The sequence below is a fragment of the Sphingobacterium sp. UT-1RO-CII-1 genome (assembly GCF_026711005.1).
Taxonomy (GTDB): Bacteria; Bacteroidota; Bacteroidia; order Sphingobacteriales; family Sphingobacteriaceae; genus Sphingobacterium.
Map to the genome: position 1 here is coordinate 795,602 of NZ_JAPPVJ010000001.1, position 25,208 is coordinate 820,809.

Here is a 25,208-nt window from a genome sequence, read left to right on the forward strand (position 1 = left end):
TATGAACACGAAAATGAAAACGCTCCGAATTTATGGAGTTGGATTCCTATTGCTATTTTTTCTGCTTGACAAAGCCTATGCTCAACAAGCAAGCAAAGTAACAGGAACAGTTTTAGACCAATTTATGGCACCCCTAACAGGCGTTACTGTCACTGCGGTCAATAAACTAGACTCTACACAAAAAACTACGGTTTCTACCGACAGTAATGGTCTCTTTATCTTTAGTCAGCTAAAAACAAACCAGCCCTATGTATTCAACTTTTCACATATAGGTTATAATGCGCAAACCATAAGGGATTTTATACTCAAAGATGGGGAAAACAACTCCATTATGATCAAAATGATTGCAGAAGATAACAGTTTAGATGAAGTTGTAGTCGTCGGCTATGGTACCGCCAGAAAACGAGACCTTACAGGCGCCGTCACAAAAGTAGACTTAGAAAAGCAAGGAGATTTAGCGAATACAAACGTTTTACAATCATTAAAAGGCGCTGTACCAGGACTTAATATAGGAGCAACAAACTCTGCCGGCGGAACGCCATCAGTAAGTATCAGAGGTCAAAATACCTTATCCACCGACGCTGGAGAAAACGCTCCACTAATCGTAGTAGATGGTATCATTTATAGAGGGAGTATTGCAGATATAAACCCATCCAACATTGAATCTGTTGAAATTTTAAAGGATGCCAGTGCCGCATCCATTTATGGCTCTCAGGCGTCTAATGGTGTGTTTTTAATTACAACAAAAAAGGGCGTAAACACAGGAAAACCTGTTATTTCTTACCATGGCCAATACGCTATCGAAACACCGGCAAAAGAAATGAAACCATTACAAGGCGAGGCGTATAGGTCATTCCTAAAAGATGTCTTTTGGGATCAATACTATTTGGCCCCAGATTATATCAATGAGAATCCAAAATTTGATATCGAAAACAGCTTAAAAACCGCAGCAATGCGCGAAGGTTATCTTAATGGTACAGACAACAATTGGTATGAAGCTTTTACAGGAAACGGTTCTCTTAACAATCATAATTTGAGTATTTCTGGTAGAAACGACAATGCTGGCTACTTCATTTCCAGCGGATTAACAGATCAAGACGGATTTATTAAAAACGATCGGTACAAACGCTATGATGTTCGTGCGAACCTCGACTTCACCATAACAGATTGGTTAAATATAGGTACCGAATCCTTCATGGCCTCTACAAACCGCCCGTCAAAAGTGCCCTCCTACGGAAACATATATCATATGCAGCCTTTTGCACCTGTATATGATAGCAACAATGAATATGTATTGCAACCAGATGCTTTAAGCTTAAACCCATATTTAGAGTCTCAGATTGACTACGATTACCGTCAAATTAACCTATTCGGAAACTTTCATGCCGATATTAAAATAAAACAATTAAAAGGTTTTAACTACCGTGTCAATTACTCCCACAACTACCGGACGGTACATACCAACCAGTTCAACCCGTGGGGAGCTAACTTTACAGGTGCTGGCAGTAAAGAGAACAATATAGGCTATGATTGGAGTTTAGATAATATCTTCTCCTATTCAAACAAATTTGGCACAAGTCACCGAATAGATTTTACTGGTGTATACGGCGTCGAGAAAAGAATGCTCGACAATACTTATGCAGGAGCAGAGAACTTTGAGAATGACATCTTAGGCTACCACTACCTAGAAGGAGGTAGTGCCGACCAGCGTATAGTTACCTCTTCTAGAGAAATCGAAAACAGTCTTTATATGATGGGCAGATTGTTCTACAGCTTTAAAGACAAATATATGCTTACAGGGACAGTCCGGAGAGATGGATTCTCCGGCTTTGGTTCTAGCAAAAAAATAGGTGTTTTCCCTTCATTAGCGTTAGGTTGGGTAGTAAGTGATGAAGATTTTTTTCCGGCCAAAGACATTATCAACTACTTTAAACTAAGGGGCTCTTACGGCACTACGGCCAGACGCGCAGTTTCAAGATACCAAACATTAGCCCGAATCAAGTCTGAGCCTTCCCGCGTTTGGGGAGATGGCGGTACACCTGCCCTTGGTCAATTTATAAATTCGCTAGCCAATGATCAATTAAGCTGGGAATCAACCACCGGTATTAACTTAGGTTTAGATTTCTCCTTGCTGAACTCTAGAATTTCAGGAAATTTCGAATATTACAAGAATAACACAAAAGATATCCTTTATTCTATACAACTACCTTACCTTACTGGATTTGGCAACATTATGACAAATATTGGTAAAGTTAAAAACCATGGTTTTGAATTTACCTTAAATGGAAAAGTAATTGAAAATAAAGACTTCACTTGGGACGCCTCGGTCAACTTCTCTGCCTATAGAAATAGTATTGTTTCTATTCTTGGGAGAGATATGAACGGCGACGGTCGAGAGGATGATCTAACAGCTAACAATTTATTTATCGGACACCCACAAAACGTTATTTACGGCTATGAAGTTATCGGAATGTGGCAGTTAGAAGATCAAGATGCTGGCCGAATTCCAACCGGTTTCTTCCCTGGAACCTACAAGTTAAACGACTTAAATGGTGATAACATCATTTCAGCAGCTGACGACCGAAAAATATTAGGTTATGGGGATCCAGCTTACCGATTAGGCTTTGGTTCTACCTTTAAATACAAAGACTTCTCTTTATACTTATTTGTAAACAGCATTCAAGGCGGAAGTAAATATTATTACGGAAAATCAGCACCGGAAAATCAGCATAATTTTTCAAAACGAGATCAATTGTCTTATGCTAATGCTATGGGCTGGGACTACTGGACACCACATAATCCAGACGCCAAATATCGCAGACTTGACGTAGGTTCAAGTTATGGCGGGCAACCCATTATGCAACGCAATTTTGTTCGCCTTCAAGATCTTTCACTCTCTTATAAACTCAATGACCGCCTATCTAATAGACTCGGTGTTTCTAAAGCACGGGTATTTGTGAGTGGCAAAAACTTACTCACGATCACAAAATGGGATGGTCTTGACCCTGAACTCGGTATCGGTATAGCTGTTGACCGACCTCTTATGAAAAGCTATACTGTAGGATTAAACTTTGAACTGTAAAAATTATGAAAAAAATTATAATAATATCAGCCCTATTTTTGAGCTTAGCGGGTTGCAATGAAGATAAATGGCTGAAAGAAACACCTTATAGTTTCTATTCACCATCAAACTCTTTCAATAACGAAAACGACTTTGAATCGGCAATCACCTATTTATACGCACAAACCAGTGGTTTCTATAACGTCACCTCTACAGAAGGTCGAGCACTACACTATCCATCGGATCTTGCGTACTCAGCTATCGCAGCAAACCAAGATCTCAATCAATACAGAGATAAATTAACTCCAGAGACAGGAGAAGCTTTAGCTATGTGGCAAAAGCTTTACAAAATGATCTTTAATGCCAATGTAATTATTTCCCGCTTAGAAACTCCTGGAATTCAAGTCTCAGATAAGTACAAACAAATTGCTCGAGCAGAAGCGCAATTTTTCCGCGCATTTGCTTACCGCTATTTAGTTGGCTTCTACGGAGGCGTTCCTTTGGTATTACAAGAAATCAGCACCTCAAAGCGCGATTTTGAACGTGTAACTAAAGAAGAAGTGCTACGCCAATGTGTCGAAGACTTAAATTTTGCTCAAACCAACCTCCCTGAAATTACAGAAATAAAAAAAGAAGGGCGTATTTCTAAGGCAGTCGCCAGCCACCTACTCTCTGAGGTTTACATTAGCTTAAAAGAATGGCCTAAAGCAATTGAAGCTGCCACGAATGTAATAAACAACCCGAATTTTCATTTAATGACCGAACGTTTTGGCAACAAAGCGCAGGAAGATGGGGATGTCTATTTTGACCTATTCCAACGCAACAACCAAAACAGAAAAATGGGCAATTACGAAGGTCTTTGGGTTGATCAATTTGAATACCAAAAACCAGGTGGAGGCAACAGCCATAATCTCGTTCCTTGGGCTATAAATCCCTTTTATTCACAATTGCAAGGCGCAGATAACAAACCTCTGTTCTTAGGCCCTACCGTGGAGCTGGGCGGACGTCCAATCGGCTGGTTCTCCACAACAGATTACATGCGCGAAACGATATGGAAAGACAAATACTGGGAGGATATGCGCAACTCGCCCAATAATATTATGCGTGATATTAAAGCAAGTAATCCGCAGTCGTCATATTACGGACAGGGTATCGTTGAGTCCGGCGCTATTAAAAACTTCAACAATACATTAAACAGATGGTGGAGTGTATATTTCACAAAATATGTACCCATAAATACTGTCCCCTCAGAATTTATTATAGATACTGAAAATGGAATCGTAAATTCAGGGGCTGCAGCATCTTTTTCTGATTCTTACATTTTTCGTCTTGCCGAAACCTACTTGTTACGCGCAGAAGCATATCTAGGAAATAACGAACAGCAAAAAGCCGCAGATGATATAAATAAACTAAGAATACGGGCAAAAGCCGATTATATGGCTCAAGCCGCAGATATTTCTATTGACTTTATTCTCGACGAACGGGCAAGAGAATTATATTGGGAAGAGTCCAGAGTGTTTACACTCTTAAGATTAGACAAGCTAGTAGAAAGAGTAAAAGCTCATAACCCCATTACCGGAAATAATATTGGTGACTATCAGAATCTTTGGCCTATTCCGACACGTGAAATTGAGACAAACTCTGAGAAAGTGCTTGATCAAAACCCGGGTTATCATTAATATTAAAAGTCCGATCAATAACATGATCGGACTCCATTTTTAAATCTTAATTTATTAGGTACTATGCGATCAGTTCCTGTTATTTTTATCTGTTTTTTTATTCTTCAAGTTTTAAATCTTAAAGCGCAGACCAGCATTGATCTAAAGCTCAAATATGCACAGCCAGCCGAATATTGGGAAGAAGCCCTACCTCTTGGAAACGGTCAAACAGGTGCCATGGCTTTTGGAGGCGTACATCAAGAAAGGTTTCAGTTAAATGATCATACCCTATGGTCGGGCTACCCTAATCCCGGAAATAATCCAGAAGCCGCTACTCTATTACCTATATTGCGAAAGCAAATATTTGAGGATCAATATGCCGAGGCAGAAAAAACTTGGAGAAAAATGCAGGGGCCATATTCTGCACGCTACCTCCCTTTAGGCGACCTATGGTTAGATTTTGATCATACAGAACAACAGGTCAAAAACTATATACGATCATTGGATATTCAACAGGCTATACAAACAACAACCTATAGCATCAATAATGTACAATATACAAGAACAGCATTCGTAAGCCACCCAGCTAAAGCTTTAATTATACACCTTAAGGCAGACCAAAAAGGAAAAATCAGTTTTAAATCTAGGCTAAGTAGTAAATTAAAAGCTAACAGCTTTACCGACGGGAAAGAGCTTATTCTTAAAGGACAAGCACCTTCCTACGTAGCGCACCGCACATATTTTACTGAACAAATTGTTTATGACGATAATAAAGGACTAGATTTTGAAGCACGTTTAGCTATAAAAAACAAAGGTGGGAAAGTTAATATGGGCGAAGATTACCTACAAGTTATCAATGCGGACGAAGTAACGTTATATTTAACGGAAAGCACCAGCTTCAACCGCTTCAACCAATCGCCAAAAACGGCTGGCAAAGACGCTTCAAAAGAAGCAAAACAGAAAATGACTTATGCCTATAAAGCTGACATCAAAAAACTAACTGCCGATCACACAAAAGATTTTCGTCACCTATTTGATCGTGTAAGCTTCCAGCTAGAAGGCGATCTTGCAAAATCAAAGCTTATGACCGATCAGCGTATGAAAGGCTTTGCAGAAGACCCTACAGATTTACACCTACAAGCTCTTTACTTTCAGTATGGCCGTTACTTACTAATATCCAGTTCTCGACCTGGTAGCAGGCCCGCCAACCTGCAGGGCTTATGGAACGACCAAGTCCAGCCGCCTTGGGGAAGTAATTACACCATTAACATTAATACTGAAATGAACTATTGGTTAGCAGAGAACACCAACCTCTCTGAATGTCACCAGCCTTTACTTTCATTTATAGAGGAATTAGCGACTAATGGAGCTGAAACAGCTAAAGTAAATTACGGCATACACGAAGGGTGGGTCGCACATCATAATTCCGACCTATGGGCCAAAACATCACCTGTGGGACATTTCGAAGCTGACAAAACCTACTATCCTGGCGCTTTCTGCTGGCAAATGGGAGGAGCTTGGTTAAGCTTACATTTATGGGAGCATTTTCAATATACACAGGATCGCGTTTTCTTACGTGAAAAAGCATATCCGCTTATGAAAGGAGCAGCCCAATTTATGTTAAATTGGCTTGTCGAAGATCCCCAATCAGGATTTTTAGTCACAGCCCCATCCACGTCTCCTGAAAATGTTTATAACTTTAACGGACAAAAGTACAGTATAGGCAAAGCTACAACAATGGACATATCCATCGTAAGAGAGCTTTTCAAAGCTGTTCTATCAGCTGCTCAACAGCTTGACTATGACAGCACTTTCCAAGATCAAGTCAGAAACTCCATGTCCCGCTTATACCCTTTTAAAGTTGGACAATACGGCCAGCTTCAAGAATGGGCCCAAGATCTTGACGACCCTAAAGATTCTCACCGTCACATATCGCATTTATTTGGCTTATTCCCGGGAACACAAATTACTACGGGCGAAAACAACGAACTCTTTAAGGCTGCCAAGCAAACTTTAGAACATCGTGGCGACATTAGTACAGGCTGGAGCATGGCCTGGAAAATGAATTGGTGGGCCAGAATGAATGATGGCAACCGCGCCTACAGTATATTAAATAAATCTTTCGCTTTTATCGAGCCTGAAGCTAAGAAAAATGTCCAAAGACGCGCAGGCGGGGGCATCTATACAAACCTATTCAGTGGGCATCCCCCCTTCCAAATTGACGCAAACTTTGGCATATCAGCTGGAATAGTAGAAATGCTTATGCAAAGTCACGAAGGCTTTATTCGAATATTACCTGCTCTCCCTACAGCTTGGCAAACAGGTCCTATAAAGGGTATCAAAGCAAGAGGAAACTTTGAACTCAATATTTACTGGGAAAATGGGCAATTTAAAGAAGCTGAACTCATATCTCATGGAGGTAAAGAATGTACGGTCGTTTTACCTAATACTGTTAAAATTATTGGAGCAAAAACAGTCAAAAACATAATAACCGATCAATATCAATTTTCTACAGAAAAAGGTAAAACCTATAAAATAGTAAGCTTATAAGAAGATGCAAAAAATTATTTCAGCAACAATTATTTCTATATTTCTTTTTATTTCCAATGCAGAAGCTCTCGAGAAAAAAGAAAAGCCAAATATTCTATTTATTCTTACTGATGATCAAAGCTATAATACCATAAGAGCACTTGGCAATACGCATATTATCACGCCCCATATGGACGAATTGGTCCAGGGAGGCACGACATTTTCACATGCTTATAATATGGGTGCTTGGCATGGCGCAGTTTGTGTAGCTAGCCGGACGATGTTATTGACCGGTTTATCTGTTTGGGATGCAAAAAGCAAAGAACCTAAGCTAGACTCCTTGGTAAAAACAAAGGATCTTTGGAGTCAACAACTTCGAGAAGCAGGCTATAAAACTTATATGACTGGCAAATGGCACATTAATGCTGATATAGCGCAATCTTTTGATTATGTAGGCAATCTACGTCCGGGAATGGCTTCCGACAGTCCTGCCGGATACAATCGGCCACAATCTGAAAACGATGTTGCCTGGCTACCTTGGGACACTAGCAATGGTGGTTATTGGAACGGAGGAAAACATTGGAGTGAAGTTTTAGCTGATGATGCCATCTGGTTTATTGACAAAGCCGCTAAAGAACGTTCTCCTTTTTTCATGTATTTAGCTTTTAATGCACCTCATGACCCACGGCAAGCTCCAGAAGAATATATTAATCTATACCCAATCGAGTCAATAAGTATCCCCGAAAATTTCTTAACCGACTATCCTTATAAAGAAGACATCGGCTGTGGAACAAATCTCCGAGATGAACGGCTTGCTCCCTGGCCAAGAACCCAGTATGCAGTAAAAAAACATATTCAAGAATATTATGCTCTAATTACTCATCTCGACGCACAGATCGGAAAAATAACACAAGCCTTAAAAAACTCAGAACTTTTTGAAAACACGTTAATCATCCTTACATCTGATCATGGCCTTGCTGTTGGAAGTCACGGATTAATGGGTAAGCAGAACATGTACGATCATAGTCTGCGGGTACCTATGGTTCTTCATGGTCCTGGTATTCCTCCCGGAATCATTAAAAACCAACAGATCTATATACAGGACATTATGCCCACAACTCTTGAACTGTTAAATATAAACAAGCCGAAACATGTTTTTTACAACAGCTTTCTTGATATTCTAAAAAATCAATCACAAAACAGTCATTACCACGAAATATATGGCTGTTACATGGATTTACAACGTATGGTTCTTACAGACAGCTACAAGCTAATATTCTATCCTAAAATTAATACAACCTTACTTTTTGACGTACAAAAAGATCCATTTGAAAAAAATAATTTAGCAGATAAACCCGAATACAATACTATCGTTAGCGATATGAAAAAAAGGCTAGCCAAGCAACAGCAAATATTACACGACCCTTTACTTTTAAACAGCTCTAATTCTACACTTAAATAAAGTCAAAACCTGTAAGTTAACTCAGAATAATTATACATCTGTTGGTTTTAAAAATGCTAAAAGCGGCTTTACAGTCGCTTTTAGCACTAAATACTTAAACTCAGCACTAAAAAAAATAAAGCACTGAGGCACATCAAATTACTCACTCCTCGGCATAGATTTTGCTCATACTCCTCCGCAACTAACAAGCTATTTGTATAATATCATGTACACTTTTGAGTAGGTCTTATTTAATACTCAAAATAAAATAACAATTTGTAACTAATTAGAAGAATACACAACAAAAAGATGAATCCTAGTTTAAACTTAAACGCTAAAAAACCATATATCAAACCAACTCTACATGTTGAGCACATCGAAGCAGAAGAGAATTTTGCTGTATCATCCGTCCAACCCGTTAACGACCAATCAGAGGTTAAACAACAATGGGAAGAATTAGGTGACGTCATGGAAGACGTCGATTGGTAGATTAAGTTTTTCACAACCATTTATATAGCATATATATGTCAAAAATAAATCACTTATTCCTTATTATGATCTCTATACTCTTGTTCTCCTGCTCAAAAAACAGTGAAAACTACGGAGACGGTATGGCTACAATTAAAATAAAGTTTGCCGGTACACAAGCAGTAAACATCGATAATAAAGTCCAAAATAAACTATCCACTTCCAGCAAATATCATTCGCTAACAGCTCTACCCAATATCCAACACGTAGAAGTCCCACTGAATAGCAAATACAGAATAGTTGCCACTTTAACCCGCGAGAAATCAAATGCACATACGTTAGAGTTTGAAAAATTTTCATCTACTGCACCTAAAAATAAAATTCAGGCAGTAGGTGATACACAGTCAGACCTCCCAACAGGCACAAAATATAGACTACTCGCCTATAATTCTTCGGGCAATTTTATTGAATATAAAGATTATTCGGTAGGTGGCACATTAACAAGCGATGATTCTTTTAGAGTGCCTACAGGCGAGAACTACACATTCGTCGCTTATTCTGTAGGTACATCATCAACCGCAGATTTAGATGATATCATGCCAAGTGGAAATTTCAACAGTGCAAAGTTTGAGAATGTTAATGGCAACCAGCACTTCATGTACTATATAAAACCTGCTAGTAGCTATCCAGAAGGTTTAACGACCTTAAATATTGTCCTTAAACACCAATTTAGTCAAATAAAAACTATTATAAATTTAAGCAGTGCTGTACCTGGAACTATAAGTGACATCAGCGCTATCATGAGGCCCCATTTAAATAATGTAGACATTGAAGTTGACGGCTCAATTCCAGACTATGATAATGGAATTATATCAGCTTCGGGTGCAACTGTAAATTTTGTCAATACAAACAACGATCGCACTACTGAAGCCACAACTATCATCACGGCTCCTGATCAAACTTCCGATGGAGGCGGAAGCCTGCTCATTACAAGCATTACGATCGATGGCGAAACCAGTACACACATCCCCCCCATAACTGATCTTAAAATTATACCGGGCGGTCGCTATACCTTAACATTAAATGTAAAAGAATTCACACCCGACGGTGATATAGATATTGACTACGGAGACGTCACTTGGGCCCTCGGAAATTTAAAATACGACGCATCAACCGGAATATACAGCTTCGCTCAAACAAGTGGCGACTATGGCGACTATTGGTTTCCCGGTTATGACCGTCCTAAGCTACTTGATGGCACTAACGCTAACGCTAACAATCCAGTAAACGCCAATGGCGAATCAGGAGATCCTTGTGCAAAAGTATTCCCATTGGGGGCTTGGAGACTGCCCAAAGATGCAGAATACAGGTCTCTTGTACAATCGAGTAGTTATTTCAATCCTCGAAAAAGGTATATAGGTCCATACGATGGCCCTGGCACAAATACAGGAATGTATATTGACACATATGAACATCCTGGAGTCGCCTATAACTTATACATGTTTTTTTCGTTTGCAGGTTCATATAACGCGCACGCCACAAGTGTTTCACAGCGCGGTACAAACGGTTACTATTTAGCAACCCAGAGTAATTCGCCTAACACTTATAAAATGATGCAATTTGGAAATAATATCAATACCGCCGAAATTGCAGCGTCGATCAACCCTAACTCTGCCATGCAAATCCGCTGTGTACGGAACAAAGCTTAAGAAGCTTATTGCCAACAAAAAGTTTTTTTAAAGAACCTTTTGTTGGCAATAAGCAACTATTCATCTCTTAGCGAATTAACTGGATTAGACAAAGCTGCTTTTATAGCTTGGCTACTCACGGTTACAATTGCTAATAACAATATGCCTACGCCTGATAGCATGAAAACACCCCACCCTACAGATATACGATAGACGTACATTTGTAAGAAGAAACGATCAGATAGCCAATAAGAGATAGGGAAAGCTAAAATACATGCGACAAGCACTAGCACAACAAATTCACGAGAAAATAACTTAACAACTGAAAAAGCCGACGCACCCAATACTTTGCGCACACCGATTTCTTTTTTACGATTTTCCGCCATATACGCAGATAAAGCAAAAAGTCCCAAGCAAGACACAATAATAGAAACTCCTGTAAATAAACCAGCCAATACACCATGTCGCTGCGTATCTTTAAATTTTTGTGCGTAAGCTTCATCTACAAAAGTATATTCAAAAGGATACTGCGGATTGTATCGTTTGAAGATAGCTTCTGTTTCTTTTAATCCCTCTTTCGTATTCACAGAAGGGTTAAACTTAATGTGCATAATATTAAACCAACCCTTTGCGCCCAAAACTACCATGGGAGGAATTTTCTCGAAAGGAGAATTCAATATAAAATCTTCAAATACCCCTATCACATGCCAATCCTGTCCATGTTGCTGGATACGTTTCCCTATCGGATCTGTAAAACCCATCGCTTTAACCGCAGATTCGTTAAGAAGTATACCCAACGAATCGGTAGGATATTTACCCAAATCAAAATCTCGCCCATCTACCAGCTTCAATCCCGCAGTGTGCACAAATTGGTCATCTGCCGAAATCATATCAAATATAGTCTTGTCATCTACAGATTTTCCTTCCCAACCAAAGCCCCAGCTACTACTCCAACTCTCTGTCAAGGGGGAACTCGTCCGGGTAATTGACTCGACAGCCCCACTACTTAGCAGCTCATTTTTAATCAATGTTTTATTTTTAACAATAGTCCCCTCTTCAAATACGTAAATCAGATTATTCTGGTTATAACCATTCTCACGCTCCCTGCCATACTCCAACTGTTTTTGAACAATAAGTGTACATATGATCAAAATAATAGCTACTGTAAATTGAATCATAACCAATACTCTCCTTGAACCATACAGAGAGTTCACTTTTCTAAACGTTCCTTTTAACACTTTCGCCGGTTGAAACGATGACAAGAAAAACGCTGGATAACTTCCAGCCAACACGCCTATTATCAATACAAAAACAATAAACGAAAACCAAAAAACAGGTGAGGCAAAATCAATCACTATATTACGATCCAACAGCTCACCAAATAGTGGCAGACAAAACCAAACAATAATAAGCGCTAACACCGCGCTCAGAAAAGCTATCAGAATTGCCTCATATAAAAACTGCCCTATAAGAGAGCTACGAGCTGCGCCTGCCACTTTTCGCACCCCAACTTCCTTAGCTCTTTTTTCACTACGTGCAGTACTTAGATTAATGAAATTAATACAAGAAATAATCAGAATGAAACAAGCTATAAAAGTAAATGCCTGTACTATTTCAACTCGTCCGCCAACAGCTACCCCATTTTCAAATTTTGAATAAAGCCACCAGTCTGGCAATGCATGCAAAAACACTTCGGTGTCTCCATCACCATTTTTCCGCTTTGTAACAAAGTCTTTTATCTTGGCATTTACAGCATCAGCAGAAGCTCCTTCCGCCAACTCTATATAAGTCGTTATTGTATTGTTTCCCCAGTGTTCATCCGACTGCCCAAGTTTCTCCATATAAGTCCAGGGCATAAAAAAGTCCATCTCCTTGAATCTAGAGTTATTTGGAATATCTTCCATTACCCCGGTTATATTAGCCAATTGGCTTGTGTCGAGTCGAATAGTTTTACCCAGTACTTCATCCGTATCGAACAACCTTTTGGCAAACGATCTCGTCACAACAATATCTAATGGCTTATGTAGCGCTTGATTTTTGTCGCCATATTTAAGTGAAAGATCAAACATCTGTAAAAAAGCAGAGTCAACAAATGCACCTTGCCCCTTCATCGACTTATCTCCCACCTCCATCAATACATCCCCCATATCAGAGTATCGACTCGAATTAGCAATTTCAGGAAACTCTGCTTCCAATGCGGCTGCCATGGGTTTTGGTGTTATTAACATGGTGTTAATTTCTCCATTCGAATTCAGATTAAGCCCCGCCATATATAATCGATCACGTTTAACGTGAAACATATCGTAACTTCTCTCATTTTGTACCCACAAAAAAATAAGCATCGCCGCTGCCATACCAATTGCCAACCCTCCGATGTTCAAAATGATATATTGTTTATTTTTAAGAAGGTTGCGTTTAGCAATTTTAAAATACTGCTTTACCATGATAATTTCATTAATCTTGTTAATAACACCTCACTCCACTGATTCTTTTCCCGTTTTCTAACATTTATCCAAAAACAGATTAAATAACTTTTTTCAAAAAACCTACCAAAACCACAAGAACCTAAAAAAGAGATTATTACACAAAACAACAATGCATAAAGTGTTCATATACGGACAGTTCCCGTTCATAAGCGTACATGAAACTAGCTTTTCTTTCGTTATTTAAATATTAAAGAAAAAACCTTATCTTTAGTCTGAGAGTTCTAACCTATAGCACTAGGGATAATACAGAGTCCTTATCCGGTCAAAGTGCGCCTGAAAGCTAGTGAGTCCGTGTTGAGTCCGTGTTCTCACCGAGTTGACTTCGTCCCTTTCTTAGATTCAAATCACGGGAACCTCCAAGACACTACCCACACAGTTACTTCCATCACCCTATCTATACCCTATCTATACTATAGCGCTGGTACTACCGAAGACTTCCTTGCCCCGTTATATATACAAGAAAACCAAATGAATATGCTGCTAAACAATTAGCTTATAGATTTTAAAATCTATAAGCTATGGATAAGCCTGTGCGAATTGATGCCCAAGGACTGCGGTTTATTTTCACCTCCGCTCCTTCAGAAGACACTTTATAATCAATTTTTATACCCAAGGGCAAATCTCCCAAATCTTCTTTTAAACTATCTAGCTCTTCGTTCAGAGCCAACACCTCGTCATTATCCAAAGCCATTTCACCTGTTATATCACCTTTTGCAAAACCATAGCCCGGACCAATAATTCGCCAGTCTAAATGCACTTTTTTAGACAGTTTATAATTAACACCAAAAGAAACTCCTGCCGTAAAAGAAGTTATATTTCCTTCAAGCGGAATAGTCTCTGTCTTATAGTCATATCTCTCTTCGTCATATTCAAATTCAACATCAAAATCTAAAGGTAAATTGGCTGTATAGCTGGCATACTTAATATATGGTGCTACATAAAAGCCCCTAAAAAACCCTTTATTCCTCGTATAAAAACGAACCTCCGGAGTGATCGAAAAATTAGACGATTTAAATCCGTCTATTAGACTTTCAAGCTCTTCATCATTAACCAAACTTTTAACAGTAGATCTAAAAGGCAAACCTTTCTTTGGCCGTATACTTATTGCTGTTCCCACGCTAATACGATCTGTAAGCATACGTTCGTATTCAAAAGAAAATTTCCCCCCTAGCAAAGTAAGCGCATTAAACTTCACCATATTACGCTCGTTGTCCTGTAAAGAACTAATACTTTGTGCTGCACTGTTTAGTGCAAAAAACAATAAGCACGTCAACGGAAAGAGGATTATTAATTGTTTGTTCATATTTAGGTGTTTTTAATATTAGGTATTTTTTTTAATGTTACATCCAATACAAAAATAATTTCGTAAAGCGATGTTAACAATACCTAATACTAGGTATTCTTATCTCCCACTCAATTCAAATTTATAAGAAAATAGAACTAATATTTTACACGAAAAATGCATTTATAAAATAGCTATAGGATATAATTATTGTACATATAGCTTCGTTACTGTATATTTGAGCACCGTAATTATAACTGACTTAAAAAAACCTTCAATAACATTGATAAAATTATGTTATTGTTTTACAGACAAAGTTTATATGAACACTCAATATGACAAATCAAAAGAAGAAAGATTACTGAATAAACTAAAGTCAGGAAACAAGGAAGCATTATCTGAGATTTACTTTTTATATTGGGAAAGCTTATATGATACTGCTTTATTTATATTAAAAGACAACTATCAAGCAGAAGATACTGTACATGACGTTTTTCTTACTTTTTGGAACTCAAGAAATAAAATTGAAGTCCACACATCATTAAAAGCTTACTTAACACAAAGTATACGTTATGAATGTTATAAGATTATAAAAAACAAAAAAAAATATACATACATAGACGAAGAGCCAAAAGAAATAGGCGCAAATTTCATTACCGACCATTTAGACTCAGTAGAGTTGTCAGCGAAAATAGATCATGTACTTAACCGGATGCCTTCAAAATCTCAAAAAATATTTTTTTTAAGTCGAGAAAAAGATCTGACCTATAGCGAAATAGCCCAAAAGCTAGGACTAACAGTAAAAGCTGTGGAATATCACATTTCTAAAGTATTAAAAGCATTAAAAAGTGCTATATATATATTATTAACATTTTTTTTAGGGTAATAGACACTTTTTATCTCTTTAATTGTAAAGAAAAGGATAGTAGTGCACAAAGTACACTATAATATATGAATGAACTTCAAAAAGAAAAAATAGGCTTACGGATTCATACAAGACTGAGAAAAAGTATACAACGTCAACAAAAAACTAAACTTTTTCACAGGATTATTAAAGCTGCTATCTTACTATGTGTTTTTTCAGCAGTGCCATACTACCTTTATTTCAAAAGTGCAAATAATAACTCAGAAATTGACAAAGGCAAGCACCTTACGGCAGACTTTAGAGCAGGTCACCTCCATTTAGATGGAGGAAAATCAATAAAAATATCAGAAATTAGCAACAACTCGTCCGCTTACCCTATACAGGTTACAGAGTCAGATGGGATGATGATCATCCGAGCAATAGATAACCAATTTACAATAACAGATAGCATACGCATAAACGTTCATAAAGGTGGTTTTTACAAAATAATATTAGAAGACAGCTCATCTGTCTATTTAAATTCTAATACAAAAATAGCGTATACTGGTGATTTTTTGAATAACAGAACCGTACATATTGAAGGAGAAGCGTATTTTGAAATCGCTAAACTTGAAAAGCATGGGAAACCTCAAGCATTCACAGTCCACACAAAAAGTCAAAAAATAGAAGTACTCGGTACAGCTTTCAATGTCCGTACCTATGACGATTTAAAAGAAGAAACCACGCTTATAGAGGGAAAAATAAAACTTCATCCTAAAGGAACGTCAAGAACAATAAACTTAGTTCCTGAAATGAAGGCAACCGTCAGTAAAAACGGTGATACACAATTATCTAAAGTAGACACCGAACTCTACACTGCCTGGAAAGAAGGTTACTTTTATTATGACAGTGCACCATTAAAAGATATATTAGAAGATTTAAATCGTTATTACAATATAAACTTTATAAAACATAACGTTCCAGACATACGATATACTCTATATTTACAAAGAAAAGTTCCCTTTTCTGAAATAATAGCTTGGATTGAAAAATCAAGTAATATCGTAATAAATTTTGAAGACAAATCATTAAAATTCACTACGAGAAACAAATGAATTATTTAAAAAATCTAACACTTATCTTATTACTAAGTATCACGCACTCTACGTACGGCCAAACATCAAAAAAAAACATCGTAATCATAATCTCAGATGACCATGCATACCAAACCATAGGAGCTTATGGTTCGCATATTGCAAAAACTCCAAATATAGATAGGCTAGCAAAGGAAGGAACGGTTTTTAATAAAGCTTACGTCACAAATTCAATATGCGGGCCGAGTAGAGCTACTTTATTGACGGGAAAATATAGTCATAAAAATGGTTTTAAAGATAATGAAACTTCTAACTTCGACCACAGTCAAGACCTATTTGTTAAAAGACTACGCAATGCAGGCTATAAAACAGCATGGATTGGCAAGCAGCATCTAGGTAACAATCCTCAAGGTTTTGACTATTCTAGTATTTTAATAGGTCAGGGGCATTACTTTAATCCAGACTTTATTAACACCGACGGAACAAGGGAACGAGTAGAAGGTTATGTTTCCGACATTGTAACACAGAAAGCAACGAGCTGGCTAGACACATTAGATAAAACTGCTCCTTTCTGTTTAATAATTGGCCATAAAGCTACGCATAGAACCTGGATGCCTGACCCTAAAGATTTTGGCAAGTATGATGATGCTATTATCAGTTTGCCTGAGACATTCTATGACACCTACGAAGGCCGACAGGCTGCAAAAGAACAAGAAATGAGCATAGCAAAAGATATGCAAATGGGCTATGACTTGAAAATGTATAAAAATCCTATCGAACTAAGAAAAGATGGAAATTTCGCACGAATGACGGAACAACAATTTAATAAATACTTAGCTTACTATAAACCTATCCATGAAAAGCTCGAAATGGCAAATCTTTCCGACAAAGCTTTAGCTGAATGGAAATATAGAAGATATATGATCGACTATCTAAACACTGCTGAATCCATGGATCGAAATATTGGTACTGTGTTGAACTATTTAGACGAAAATGACCTCACAGACAATACTATAGTGATTTATCTATCAGATCAAGGATTTTACATGGGCGAACATGGCTGGTTTGATAAACGCTTTATGTATGAAGAATCTTTTAGAACCCCCATGTTAGCTAGGCTTCCTGGAGTTATAAAGCCTAATACAATAACAAACGCTATGGTAATGAATGTAGATATAGCACCAACATTACTAGAATTGGCCAACGTGGAAAAGCCAAAAGATATGCAAGGTGTTTCATTCTTACCTACATTAAAAAACAATAATAAAAAAACACGTAAGGGCATGTTTTATCACTACTATGAAAATGGTGAACATGCTGTTTCTCCACATTTTGGAGTTAGTGATGGAAGATATAAACTCATACGTTTTTATAAACGGGTAGAAGGTTGGGAACTTTTCGACTTAGAAGCTGACCCTAACGAATTAAACAACGTATATGGAAAAGCAAAATACCGCAACATCCAAAATAGAATGGAAAAAATATTGAGAAAGGAAGTTCAAAACTTACAAGATGAAGATGCAGCCAATATACTTCAAAATATAAGATAAACACAAAATACATTATCAAGAAAAGGGCCTTTCACATACTAGAAAGGTCCTTTTTTTTGATATTCTTATAACTATACATCATAAATAAAAAATAACCAAACACATATTTATAAAAAATTAAAATATTATTTAGGGTAAGCCTGCTTTTTTAACTCATGTATAATGAAATTGAATTACTAACATCTATTTCAAAAATTATGCACACATTTTACAACAACCTAAATTTTCAACATGAAAGAACACTACTTTAAAAAGAAAAGTTGGCTAAACTTACGGGATAAGCTAAGAAAATGGTCAACTAAAAAGTTAAAAACGAGTCTTATCCTAAGTCTCATAGCCTTTCAAGGCTACTCAGCAAGCTTTGCGCAACAGATCACAATTAACGTAAAAAACGCATCCTTAGAAAGTGTCATTAAAGAAATAAGAAGACAAGCTAAAATGCAAATTATTTACAACGCAGACCTAGTAAAAAAAGTAAAAGCTGTAAATATTGATGTCAACAGCACTTCTATAGAGAAAGTATTAACTAAATTACTAGCTGAAAATGGATTAGATTACTCAATAGAAAACGATATAATTATAATAAAAGAAAAACATAATCCTTATCCAGTTATTCTTAAGAGTCAACAACAGCAATTTATTGCAGCCGGAGTGATCCTTGATAGCATAGGCAATGTTTTACCTGGTGTTTCTATTAAAGAATCTGGAACAACAAATGCCACAACCTCAAATGACAGAGGAGAATTTGGTTTAAAAGTAGCCAATGATAAAGCACAACTAGACTTTTCATTTATCGGTTACATAGACCTATTAAACAGACCTGTCAGTCGCGAAATGCGCATTGTACTATCAATTGATGATACCGAAATCGACGAAGTGGTGGTCGTGGGCTATGGAGAGCAAAAAAAACAAAGTATTGTAAGCTCTGTTAGCTCCGTCAAAGGGGAATCATTACGATTCCCAACAAGGAACCTAAGTAATAACATAGCCGGCCAAGTAGCAGGACTAATTGCCGTACAACGATCAGGAGAACCTGGTTATGATAATTCGGAGTTTTGGATTAGAGGAATTAGTAGTTTTGCAGGAGGAAACTCTCCGCTAGTCTTAGTAGATGGTGTCCCCAGGACTATCAATGACATTGAACCCGATGAAATTGAATCTTTCACAGTTCTAAAAGATGCAGCAGCCACAGCAGTATATGGGGCTGAAGGAGCCAATGGTGTAGTAATTATTACTTCTAAAAGAGGACAAATTCAAAAACCGGTTATAGCATTCCGAACAGAACATAGTATTTTAAAACCAACAAGACTACCTAAGTTTGTTGGATCTGCTGATTACTTGACACTTTTTAACGAAGCATTAATAAATGACGGCGAAGCTCCGATTTATTCAGACGAACTCATAAACAACTATAGCCTCGGTGCTGATAATGACCTATATCCTAATACCAATTGGATGGATGCACTACTGCGTTCTACAACAGATAATCACAGATATACATTAAATGTTCGAGGGGGAACAGAAAAAGCAAAGTATTTTGTATCTGGGGCTTACTTCTCCGAAAGTGGGATTTTCAAAGATGATCCAGACAAAAGATATGACACTAATATTGGCGTAAAACGTTTTAACTTACGCTCAAATGTTGATCTTGAAGTATCACCAACTACAATCGTCGGCGTAGATCTGAGCGGTCAGTATCTAATGACTAATTATCCTGGCACAGGTACAGGCACCATCTTCAGACAAATGCTTTTAACCCCTCCTTATGTTTTTCCACCAACATATAGTGACGGAACAATCTCGACCTTCCCTAAAGAAAGAGATTCTAACATGAAGAACCCGTACAATATGCTTATGCATTCGGGTTATGCAAAAGAATGGAGATCATCCATACAATCAAATGTGAAACTAAATCAAAGATTAGATTTTATAACAGAAGGGTTATTCTTTAGAGGGAATTTAAGCTACGATTATTACGGAAACTATAATCAACGTAGAAATTATAACCCTAGTAGATATTATGCAACTGGAAGAGATGAAAATGGAAATCTAATATTTGATAGAACTTTTTCAGGAAGTCCAGATTTAAGTGATCCCACACAAAGCTCATCGTCCGATAAAAAAATATATATAGAAAGCTCTTTAAACTATAGCAGAATCATTGGTAACCACACTTTCGGAGCGATGGCACTATATATGCAGAAAGAGGGACATGCTTTTAATCAAACATTACCTTCAAGAAAACAAGGAGTTGTCGGTAGAGTAACCTACGGGTTCGACAACAAATATTTTATGGAAGGAAATTTTGGTTATACAGGTAGTGAAACTTTCGCTAAAGGCCATCGCTTTGGTTTATTTCCCGCTGTTGGCATAGGTTATCAGGTTTCAAATGAAAACTTTTATCCCGAATCCTTGAAAAAATATGTAAGTACATTAAAACTCAGATTTTCTGCTGGGAGAACCGGAAATGATAATACAGGAGGTGACAGATTTCTTTACCGCCCTACTTTCAAGATGGATGCTCCAGGCTTCAGCCAAGGCATAACTAGTGGTGGATCAAGTAATGGATTAGGAAATGGAATTACAGAGGCAAGATTTGAAGCTCCTCATATCGGCTGGGAAATAGAAGATAAATTTAACTATGGCGTCGACCTTTCTCTATTCAATAATACCATCGATATCAATGTGGATTATTTTAATACAGAAAGATCAGGTATACTTTTACAAAGACGTACCGTTCTAGCAAGTGGCGGTTTTAGACAATCCCCATGGCAAAATTATGGTAGAGTAAAAAACTGGGGCGTTGATGGAAGTATTAGTTCTCACCATAAAATTGGTCAAATCGCAATAGGAACTAGAGGAACTTTTACACTGGCGAAAAATAAAATATTAGAATATGATGAATTGCCGCAGCCACATCCTTGGATGTCTGTAACAGGTACAAGAGTAAATGAAAACACACTCTATATTGCAGAAAGATTATATACAGAAGAAGACTTTTACCAAATAACCAATACTAACGGGGCTAAATCTTATACCTTAAAAGAAGGAATACCTACACCCACACTTGGCGGCATAATTGGTCCAGGAGACATTAAATACAAAGATTTAAACGGCGATGGAGTTATCGATGCTTTCGACCGAAAAAGAGGAGTAGGACATCCTTACAACCCAGAAATAGTATACGGATTTGGAGTAAATTTAGAATACAAAGGAGTATACATCAGTGCTTTCTTCCAAGGAGTAGCTAACTCGACAGTAGTACTAGGAGGTGATCTACCAGCAGGATGGTTCCCTTTTGCATGGGGTGTTGACCAATCAAACTTTAGATCTTTTGCATTAGACAGGTGGACAGAGGAAAACCCTTCTCAAAATGTATTCATGCCCAGAATCCACTCATCAAATGTCAATGCGGCCAACAACAATGTACAAAGCACATGGTGGACAAGAAGTGGAAACTTCTTAAGATTTAAAAATTTTGAAATAGGATATAATATACCAAAAACATTTTTAGAAAAACACGGTATCGGCACAAGTAGAATATACCTAATGGGGCATAACTTAGCTGTTTGGGATTCCATTAAGTTTTGGGACCCTGAAACAGGTAATGGAAACTCTGGAGCAAATTATCCTCTTTCTCGATCATTTACATTTGGCCTAGAACTTAGCTTTTAATACTGAACTTACAAAAATGAAATACAAAATTTATAAATACATTGTGCTATCACTAGTGATAACGGGAATAACTTCCTGCCAGAAAAATTATTTAGATGTATCCGATGAACTAGCAGGAGGCTTAACTTCAATATCTCAAATATTTGAGAGCCCAAGTTACACCAAAAGATTTTATGGCAATATCTTCACCGGAATACCTGATTATTCTAACATGGTACGTGCAGATTGGGATGGCGGAGGACAAACAGGACTGCACAACCCTTGGACAGGCATGACAGATGAAATAAGCACACAATATGGCGATAATGCGAGATATACAATTTCTCCCAAAAACTCAAGTAATATGGGCTTCCATAGATGGACAACTTTATATACATTAATCCGTCAGTCAAACCTATTTTTAGAAAATGCAAAAGTCATCCCCCCATCCGGAACCGATGCAGAACAACTAAACCAAGAAGAACTGGATAAAATGGTTGCCAACGTAACATTTATGAGGGCTTACTACCATTATTTACTATTTGAACAATATGGTCCCATCATTATCATGAATCGTTCATATAATGATACAGAAGATATAGACATCCCCAGAAGTAGTATCGATGAAGTTGTAGAATACATTGACACAGAGCTAGAAAAATCAATTAATAATCTAGAGCCGGAACCCTATGCCGATGATAATTATAAAGCTTTACCCTATAAAGGCGTCGCCTTAGCGGTACGTTCAAAATTATGGATGTATGCCGCATCGCCGCTATTTAATGGCAAATTTAAAGATGCTCTCGCCCTCGTAAATCATGATGGTAAAAAACTATTCCCACAGGAAGACCTTAACAAATGGGAAAAAGCAGTGCAATCACTTAAAGAGCTGATCGATTACGCCGAAGGAAGATATAATTTATATAAGGTGTACAAAAATGGGCAAATTGATGCTGAGACATCGATTTATGAGCTTTTTCAAAAATATAATGAAGAGCTCATATGGACAACAGCTCAACAAGGCTGGTCGGGAATGGATGGGGACAGGTTTGAACGAAGAGCAACACCTAGAAGCGAACCAAACGGGCTAGGTAGTACAGCTGTAGTACAAGAACTTGTGGACGATTTTTACATGAATGACGGCCTACCTATTAAAAAAGAAGATTTCCTTCCCAGCTCGCCACTATATAAAGAGGCTGGCTTTACAGAATATGAAGGCTCATCAATATTTAATATGTGGATAAATAGAGAACCCAGATTCTATAATACTGTGTTTTTCGCAGGCCGCAAATGGCATATATCAAATAGAGAAATTCAATTCCATATGGGTTCTTCAAATGATAGATCTGGACAGCATACGCCAAATGGATATTTACTATATAAACGATTTAATAGAAGAGTTCACAAAACAAATCCAGGAGTATCAAACGTTTTTAGACCGTCTATTATCTTTAGACTAGGAGAGTTTTATTTACTTTATGCAGAAGCCTTAAATGAAACAGATCCAACGCACCATCATGTATTAAAGTACCTTAATCTGATTAGAGAGAGGGCTGGTTTACCAACCTTAGAAAGCCTTAATCCTAGTATTGTGGGAAATCAAGAACTACAAAGAAATGCTATACGTCGTGAAAGTCGAATTGAACTAGCAACAGAAGGACAACGTTATTTTGACGTACGAAGATGGATGATAGCCGAAGAGAATACTGGTCGACAAGGTGGAGATTTTCACGGAATGAATATGGCGGGAGATTATAGTAATTTTTTCAGCAGAGAAAAATTCGAAACAAGAGTCTTTGAAACAAAACAATATCTCTATCCCATTCCTTTTTCCGAAATGCAAAAATCTAAAGCATTAGTACAAAATCCAGGATGGTGATTTATTAAAATACTAAAACCCCCTTACATAAAAATTACAAGGGGGTTTTATCAGTTACAACCTGATACTACGGGTTTTGATCCGCATCATTGATCATCGGATTAGCATCCAACTCTTTTTGAGGTACACGCATTAACCAACGTCTATCATCTGGTTCAATGGTTACTAAATGCGAATGATTACCTGTTCTTTTAAATGTTTTCTGCAAACGCTTATAATCAAAATAAACACCGCCATTCTCACCGTAAAGCTCCTTTCTTCTTTCTTTGATGATCACATTAAGTAGCTCATCTTTTGATAGCGTATTTGACAATTTAACAGCTCCAGGATCTCTCAGTTTTTGAAGTTCATAAAGCTTATCAACAGCTTTCTGGATCTCATTTTTATGCACATAAGCCTCAGCTTCTATAAGCAGTAGTTGCGCCGAACGTATAAGAATTATATCGCCTTCCATTAACCCAGCCGTTCTTGACTTAAACTTATTCGTATAATTCTGATATAAAGGCAGAGATGGCCCATAGCCAGGGTCAACTAATAGGGTCCTCCGTTCATCTGTTGCTGAATACAAATTGTATAGCTCAGATGTAGCATATATATTCTTATAATATCCGTTCGCCTGATCTATATATGAATATATTGAATAAAAAGTCAACGACTGATCGTTAGGAACCGGCAATCCCCATATCCATTCCGTGTTGCTAATGGTATTGAACCCCTGTTTATATTGCGCATTATTCATCAATGGGTAGCCATTTACAGCAGCTTGAGCATGTTCAATAACTTTATCCCATAATGTCTTATCTTGCATAGCCAGCTCTTGATAAATCATAGCGGCCATAGCTTGAGCTACATTCTTATTAATCTCATACTTTTCAGACCTACTAGCTGTTAAATTAGCTACAGCAAAATCAATATCCTCCCGAATCTGCGCATATACATCTTTTAATGAAGCGCGTGGGTTACCAACTGTTTCCTTATTTGTTGGCTCCAGATAAATAGGTACAGCGGGAAGTTCTGGATTAACACTATAAGATTTCTGATAAACCCGTGCTAACCAAAAATAACTATAGGCCCGCAAAGCCTTAGCCTCCGCAATAAATTGATTTTTCTCTTCTTCACTCGCATCACTTATTGCTGGTGTATATTTAATAATTGCGTTTGCATTATTAATTACAGCATAAAACATATCCCAAATCTGCGGAGTACGCGAACCATCGGCATCCCGATTATAATATCCTTCAATCCAAGTGGACTCATTTCCAAACCAATACGTACCTCCATGAACGTCCAGAAGATCGTTCCCTTTCATTTCAAAATGAAACATTGTGGTTTGTAAACCTCTATTTGTCAGTGCCCCTGCACCTTTACTTCCGTAGCCATTCATGTTCTCACTACGAAGAATCCAATAAATCCCCGTTAACGCACTCCGTGCTCCTGATTTTGTAGAAAAAATAATATTATCTGTTAAATCACCATTTTTCGGAGTTGGTGAGTCTAAAAAGTCCTTGCTACAAGAGCTCGAAAACAAGACAATACTAAATGCTATATACTTTAATAAATGTAGTCTATTCATG

14 protein-coding genes are annotated in these 25,208 nt (G+C 37.5%); 11 read left to right on the forward strand and 3 right to left on the reverse strand.

What is annotated here, in order from left to right; genetic code table 11:
* Window position 1 precedes the first annotated feature (1 nt).
* From ORI89_RS03230 to ORI89_RS03255, 6 genes are all read left to right on the forward strand, one after another.
* Window positions 2-3,082: a SusC/RagA family TonB-linked outer membrane protein gene (locus ORI89_RS03230; RefSeq protein WP_268228987.1), complete on the forward strand. Its 3,081-nt coding sequence runs from the start codon at window positions 2-4 to the stop codon at window positions 3,080-3,082.
* 5 nt (window positions 3,083-3,087) lie between these two features.
* Entirely contained in the window at window positions 3,088-4,740 is a 1,653-nt protein-coding gene (locus tag ORI89_RS03235) for a RagB/SusD family nutrient uptake outer membrane protein (RefSeq protein ID WP_268228988.1), read from the forward strand.
* 63 nt (window positions 4,741-4,803) lie between these two features.
* On the forward strand, window positions 4,804-7,269 hold the full coding sequence (locus ORI89_RS03240; protein WP_268228989.1) for a glycoside hydrolase family 95 protein: 2,466 nt from the start codon (window positions 4,804-4,806) through the stop codon (window positions 7,267-7,269).
* Between the two features lie 4 nt (window positions 7,270-7,273).
* Entirely contained in the window at window positions 7,274-8,710 is a 1,437-nt protein-coding gene (locus ORI89_RS03245) for a sulfatase-like hydrolase/transferase (protein WP_268228990.1), read from the forward strand.
* A gap of 288 nt (window positions 8,711-8,998) precedes the next feature.
* The gene (locus tag ORI89_RS03250; protein ID WP_268228991.1) at window positions 8,999-9,178 is read left to right on the forward strand and encodes a hypothetical protein; all 180 of its coding nucleotides are present in this window, start codon (window positions 8,999-9,001) and stop codon (window positions 9,176-9,178) included.
* A gap of 35 nt (window positions 9,179-9,213) precedes the next feature.
* A complete protein-coding gene (locus ORI89_RS03255; RefSeq protein ID WP_268228992.1) occupies window positions 9,214-10,866 on the forward strand; it encodes a hypothetical protein in 1,653 nt (550 codons plus the stop codon).
* Between the two features lie 56 nt (window positions 10,867-10,922).
* Here the strand turns inward: ORI89_RS03255 and ORI89_RS03260 are convergent, their stop codons facing one another.
* A complete protein-coding gene (locus ORI89_RS03260; protein WP_268228993.1) occupies window positions 10,923-13,289 on the reverse strand; it encodes an ABC transporter permease in 2,367 nt (788 codons plus the stop codon).
* A gap of 544 nt (window positions 13,290-13,833) precedes the next feature.
* Window positions 13,834-14,634, reverse strand: a complete 801-nt coding sequence (locus ORI89_RS03265; RefSeq protein WP_268228994.1) for a DUF3575 domain-containing protein — start codon at window positions 14,632-14,634, stop codon at window positions 13,834-13,836.
* A 301-nt stretch (window positions 14,635-14,935) separates the two neighbouring features.
* On the opposite strand from ORI89_RS03265, the gene ORI89_RS03270 reads away from it, so the two are divergent.
* From ORI89_RS03270 to ORI89_RS03290, 5 genes are all read left to right on the forward strand, one after another.
* Complete coding sequence (locus ORI89_RS03270; protein WP_268228995.1) at window positions 14,936-15,499, forward strand: RNA polymerase sigma factor; 564 nt, start codon at window positions 14,936-14,938, stop codon at window positions 15,497-15,499.
* A gap of 65 nt (window positions 15,500-15,564) precedes the next feature.
* Entirely contained in the window at window positions 15,565-16,572 is a 1,008-nt protein-coding gene (locus tag ORI89_RS03275) for a FecR family protein (protein ID WP_268228996.1), read from the forward strand.
* Window positions 16,569-18,101 carry a sulfatase family protein gene (locus ORI89_RS03280; protein ID WP_268228997.1) on the forward strand — a complete coding sequence of 511 codons (1,533 nt, stop codon included), beginning with the start codon at window positions 16,569-16,571 and terminating at the stop codon, window positions 18,099-18,101. Before ORI89_RS03275 ends, ORI89_RS03280 begins: the two co-directional genes overlap by 4 nt.
* A gap of 231 nt (window positions 18,102-18,332) precedes the next feature.
* Window positions 18,333-21,776 carry a TonB-dependent receptor gene (locus ORI89_RS03285; protein WP_268228998.1) on the forward strand — a complete coding sequence of 1,148 codons (3,444 nt, stop codon included), beginning with the start codon at window positions 18,333-18,335 and terminating at the stop codon, window positions 21,774-21,776.
* 16 nt (window positions 21,777-21,792) lie between these two features.
* Window positions 21,793-23,634: a RagB/SusD family nutrient uptake outer membrane protein gene (locus ORI89_RS03290; RefSeq protein WP_268228999.1), complete on the forward strand. Its 1,842-nt coding sequence runs from the start codon at window positions 21,793-21,795 to the stop codon at window positions 23,632-23,634.
* Between the two features lie 67 nt (window positions 23,635-23,701).
* On the opposite strand, the gene ORI89_RS03295 is transcribed toward ORI89_RS03290, so the two are convergent.
* Window positions 23,702-25,207: a RagB/SusD family nutrient uptake outer membrane protein gene (locus tag ORI89_RS03295; RefSeq protein WP_268229000.1), complete on the reverse strand. Its 1,506-nt coding sequence runs from the start codon at window positions 25,205-25,207 to the stop codon at window positions 23,702-23,704.
* Window position 25,208 lies beyond the last annotated feature (1 nt).

Excerpts from the sequence above, each read along its gene's own strand:
- ORI89_RS03235 (WP_268228988.1), top strand. The coding sequence starts at position 3,088 with ATGAAAAAAATTATAATAATATCAGCCCTATTTTTGAGCTTAGCGGGT.
- ORI89_RS03285 (WP_268228998.1), top strand. The coding sequence starts at position 18,333 with ATGAAAGAACACTACTTTAAAAAGAAAAGTTGGCTAAACTTACGGGAT.
- ORI89_RS03240 (WP_268228989.1), top strand. The coding sequence starts at position 4,804 with ATGCGATCAGTTCCTGTTATTTTTATCTGTTTTTTTATTCTTCAAGTT.
- ORI89_RS03295 (WP_268229000.1), bottom strand. The coding sequence starts at position 25,207 with ATGAATAGACTACATTTATTAAAGTATATAGCATTTAGTATTGTCTTG.
- ORI89_RS03270 (WP_268228995.1), top strand. The coding sequence starts at position 14,936 with ATGAACACTCAATATGACAAATCAAAAGAAGAAAGATTACTGAATAAA.
- ORI89_RS03250 (WP_268228991.1), top strand. The coding sequence starts at position 8,999 with ATGAATCCTAGTTTAAACTTAAACGCTAAAAAACCATATATCAAACCA.
- ORI89_RS03230 (WP_268228987.1), top strand. The coding sequence starts at position 2 with ATGAACACGAAAATGAAAACGCTCCGAATTTATGGAGTTGGATTCCTA.
- ORI89_RS03275 (WP_268228996.1), top strand. The coding sequence starts at position 15,565 with ATGAATGAACTTCAAAAAGAAAAAATAGGCTTACGGATTCATACAAGA.
- ORI89_RS03265 (WP_268228994.1), bottom strand. The coding sequence starts at position 14,634 with ATGAACAAACAATTAATAATCCTCTTTCCGTTGACGTGCTTATTGTTT.
- ORI89_RS03245 (WP_268228990.1), top strand. The coding sequence starts at position 7,274 with ATGCAAAAAATTATTTCAGCAACAATTATTTCTATATTTCTTTTTATT.
- ORI89_RS03260 (WP_268228993.1), bottom strand. The coding sequence starts at position 13,289 with ATGGTAAAGCAGTATTTTAAAATTGCTAAACGCAACCTTCTTAAAAAT.
- ORI89_RS03280 (WP_268228997.1), top strand. The coding sequence starts at position 16,569 with ATGAATTATTTAAAAAATCTAACACTTATCTTATTACTAAGTATCACG.
- ORI89_RS03290 (WP_268228999.1), top strand. The coding sequence starts at position 21,793 with ATGAAATACAAAATTTATAAATACATTGTGCTATCACTAGTGATAACG.
- ORI89_RS03255 (WP_268228992.1), top strand. The coding sequence starts at position 9,214 with ATGTCAAAAATAAATCACTTATTCCTTATTATGATCTCTATACTCTTG.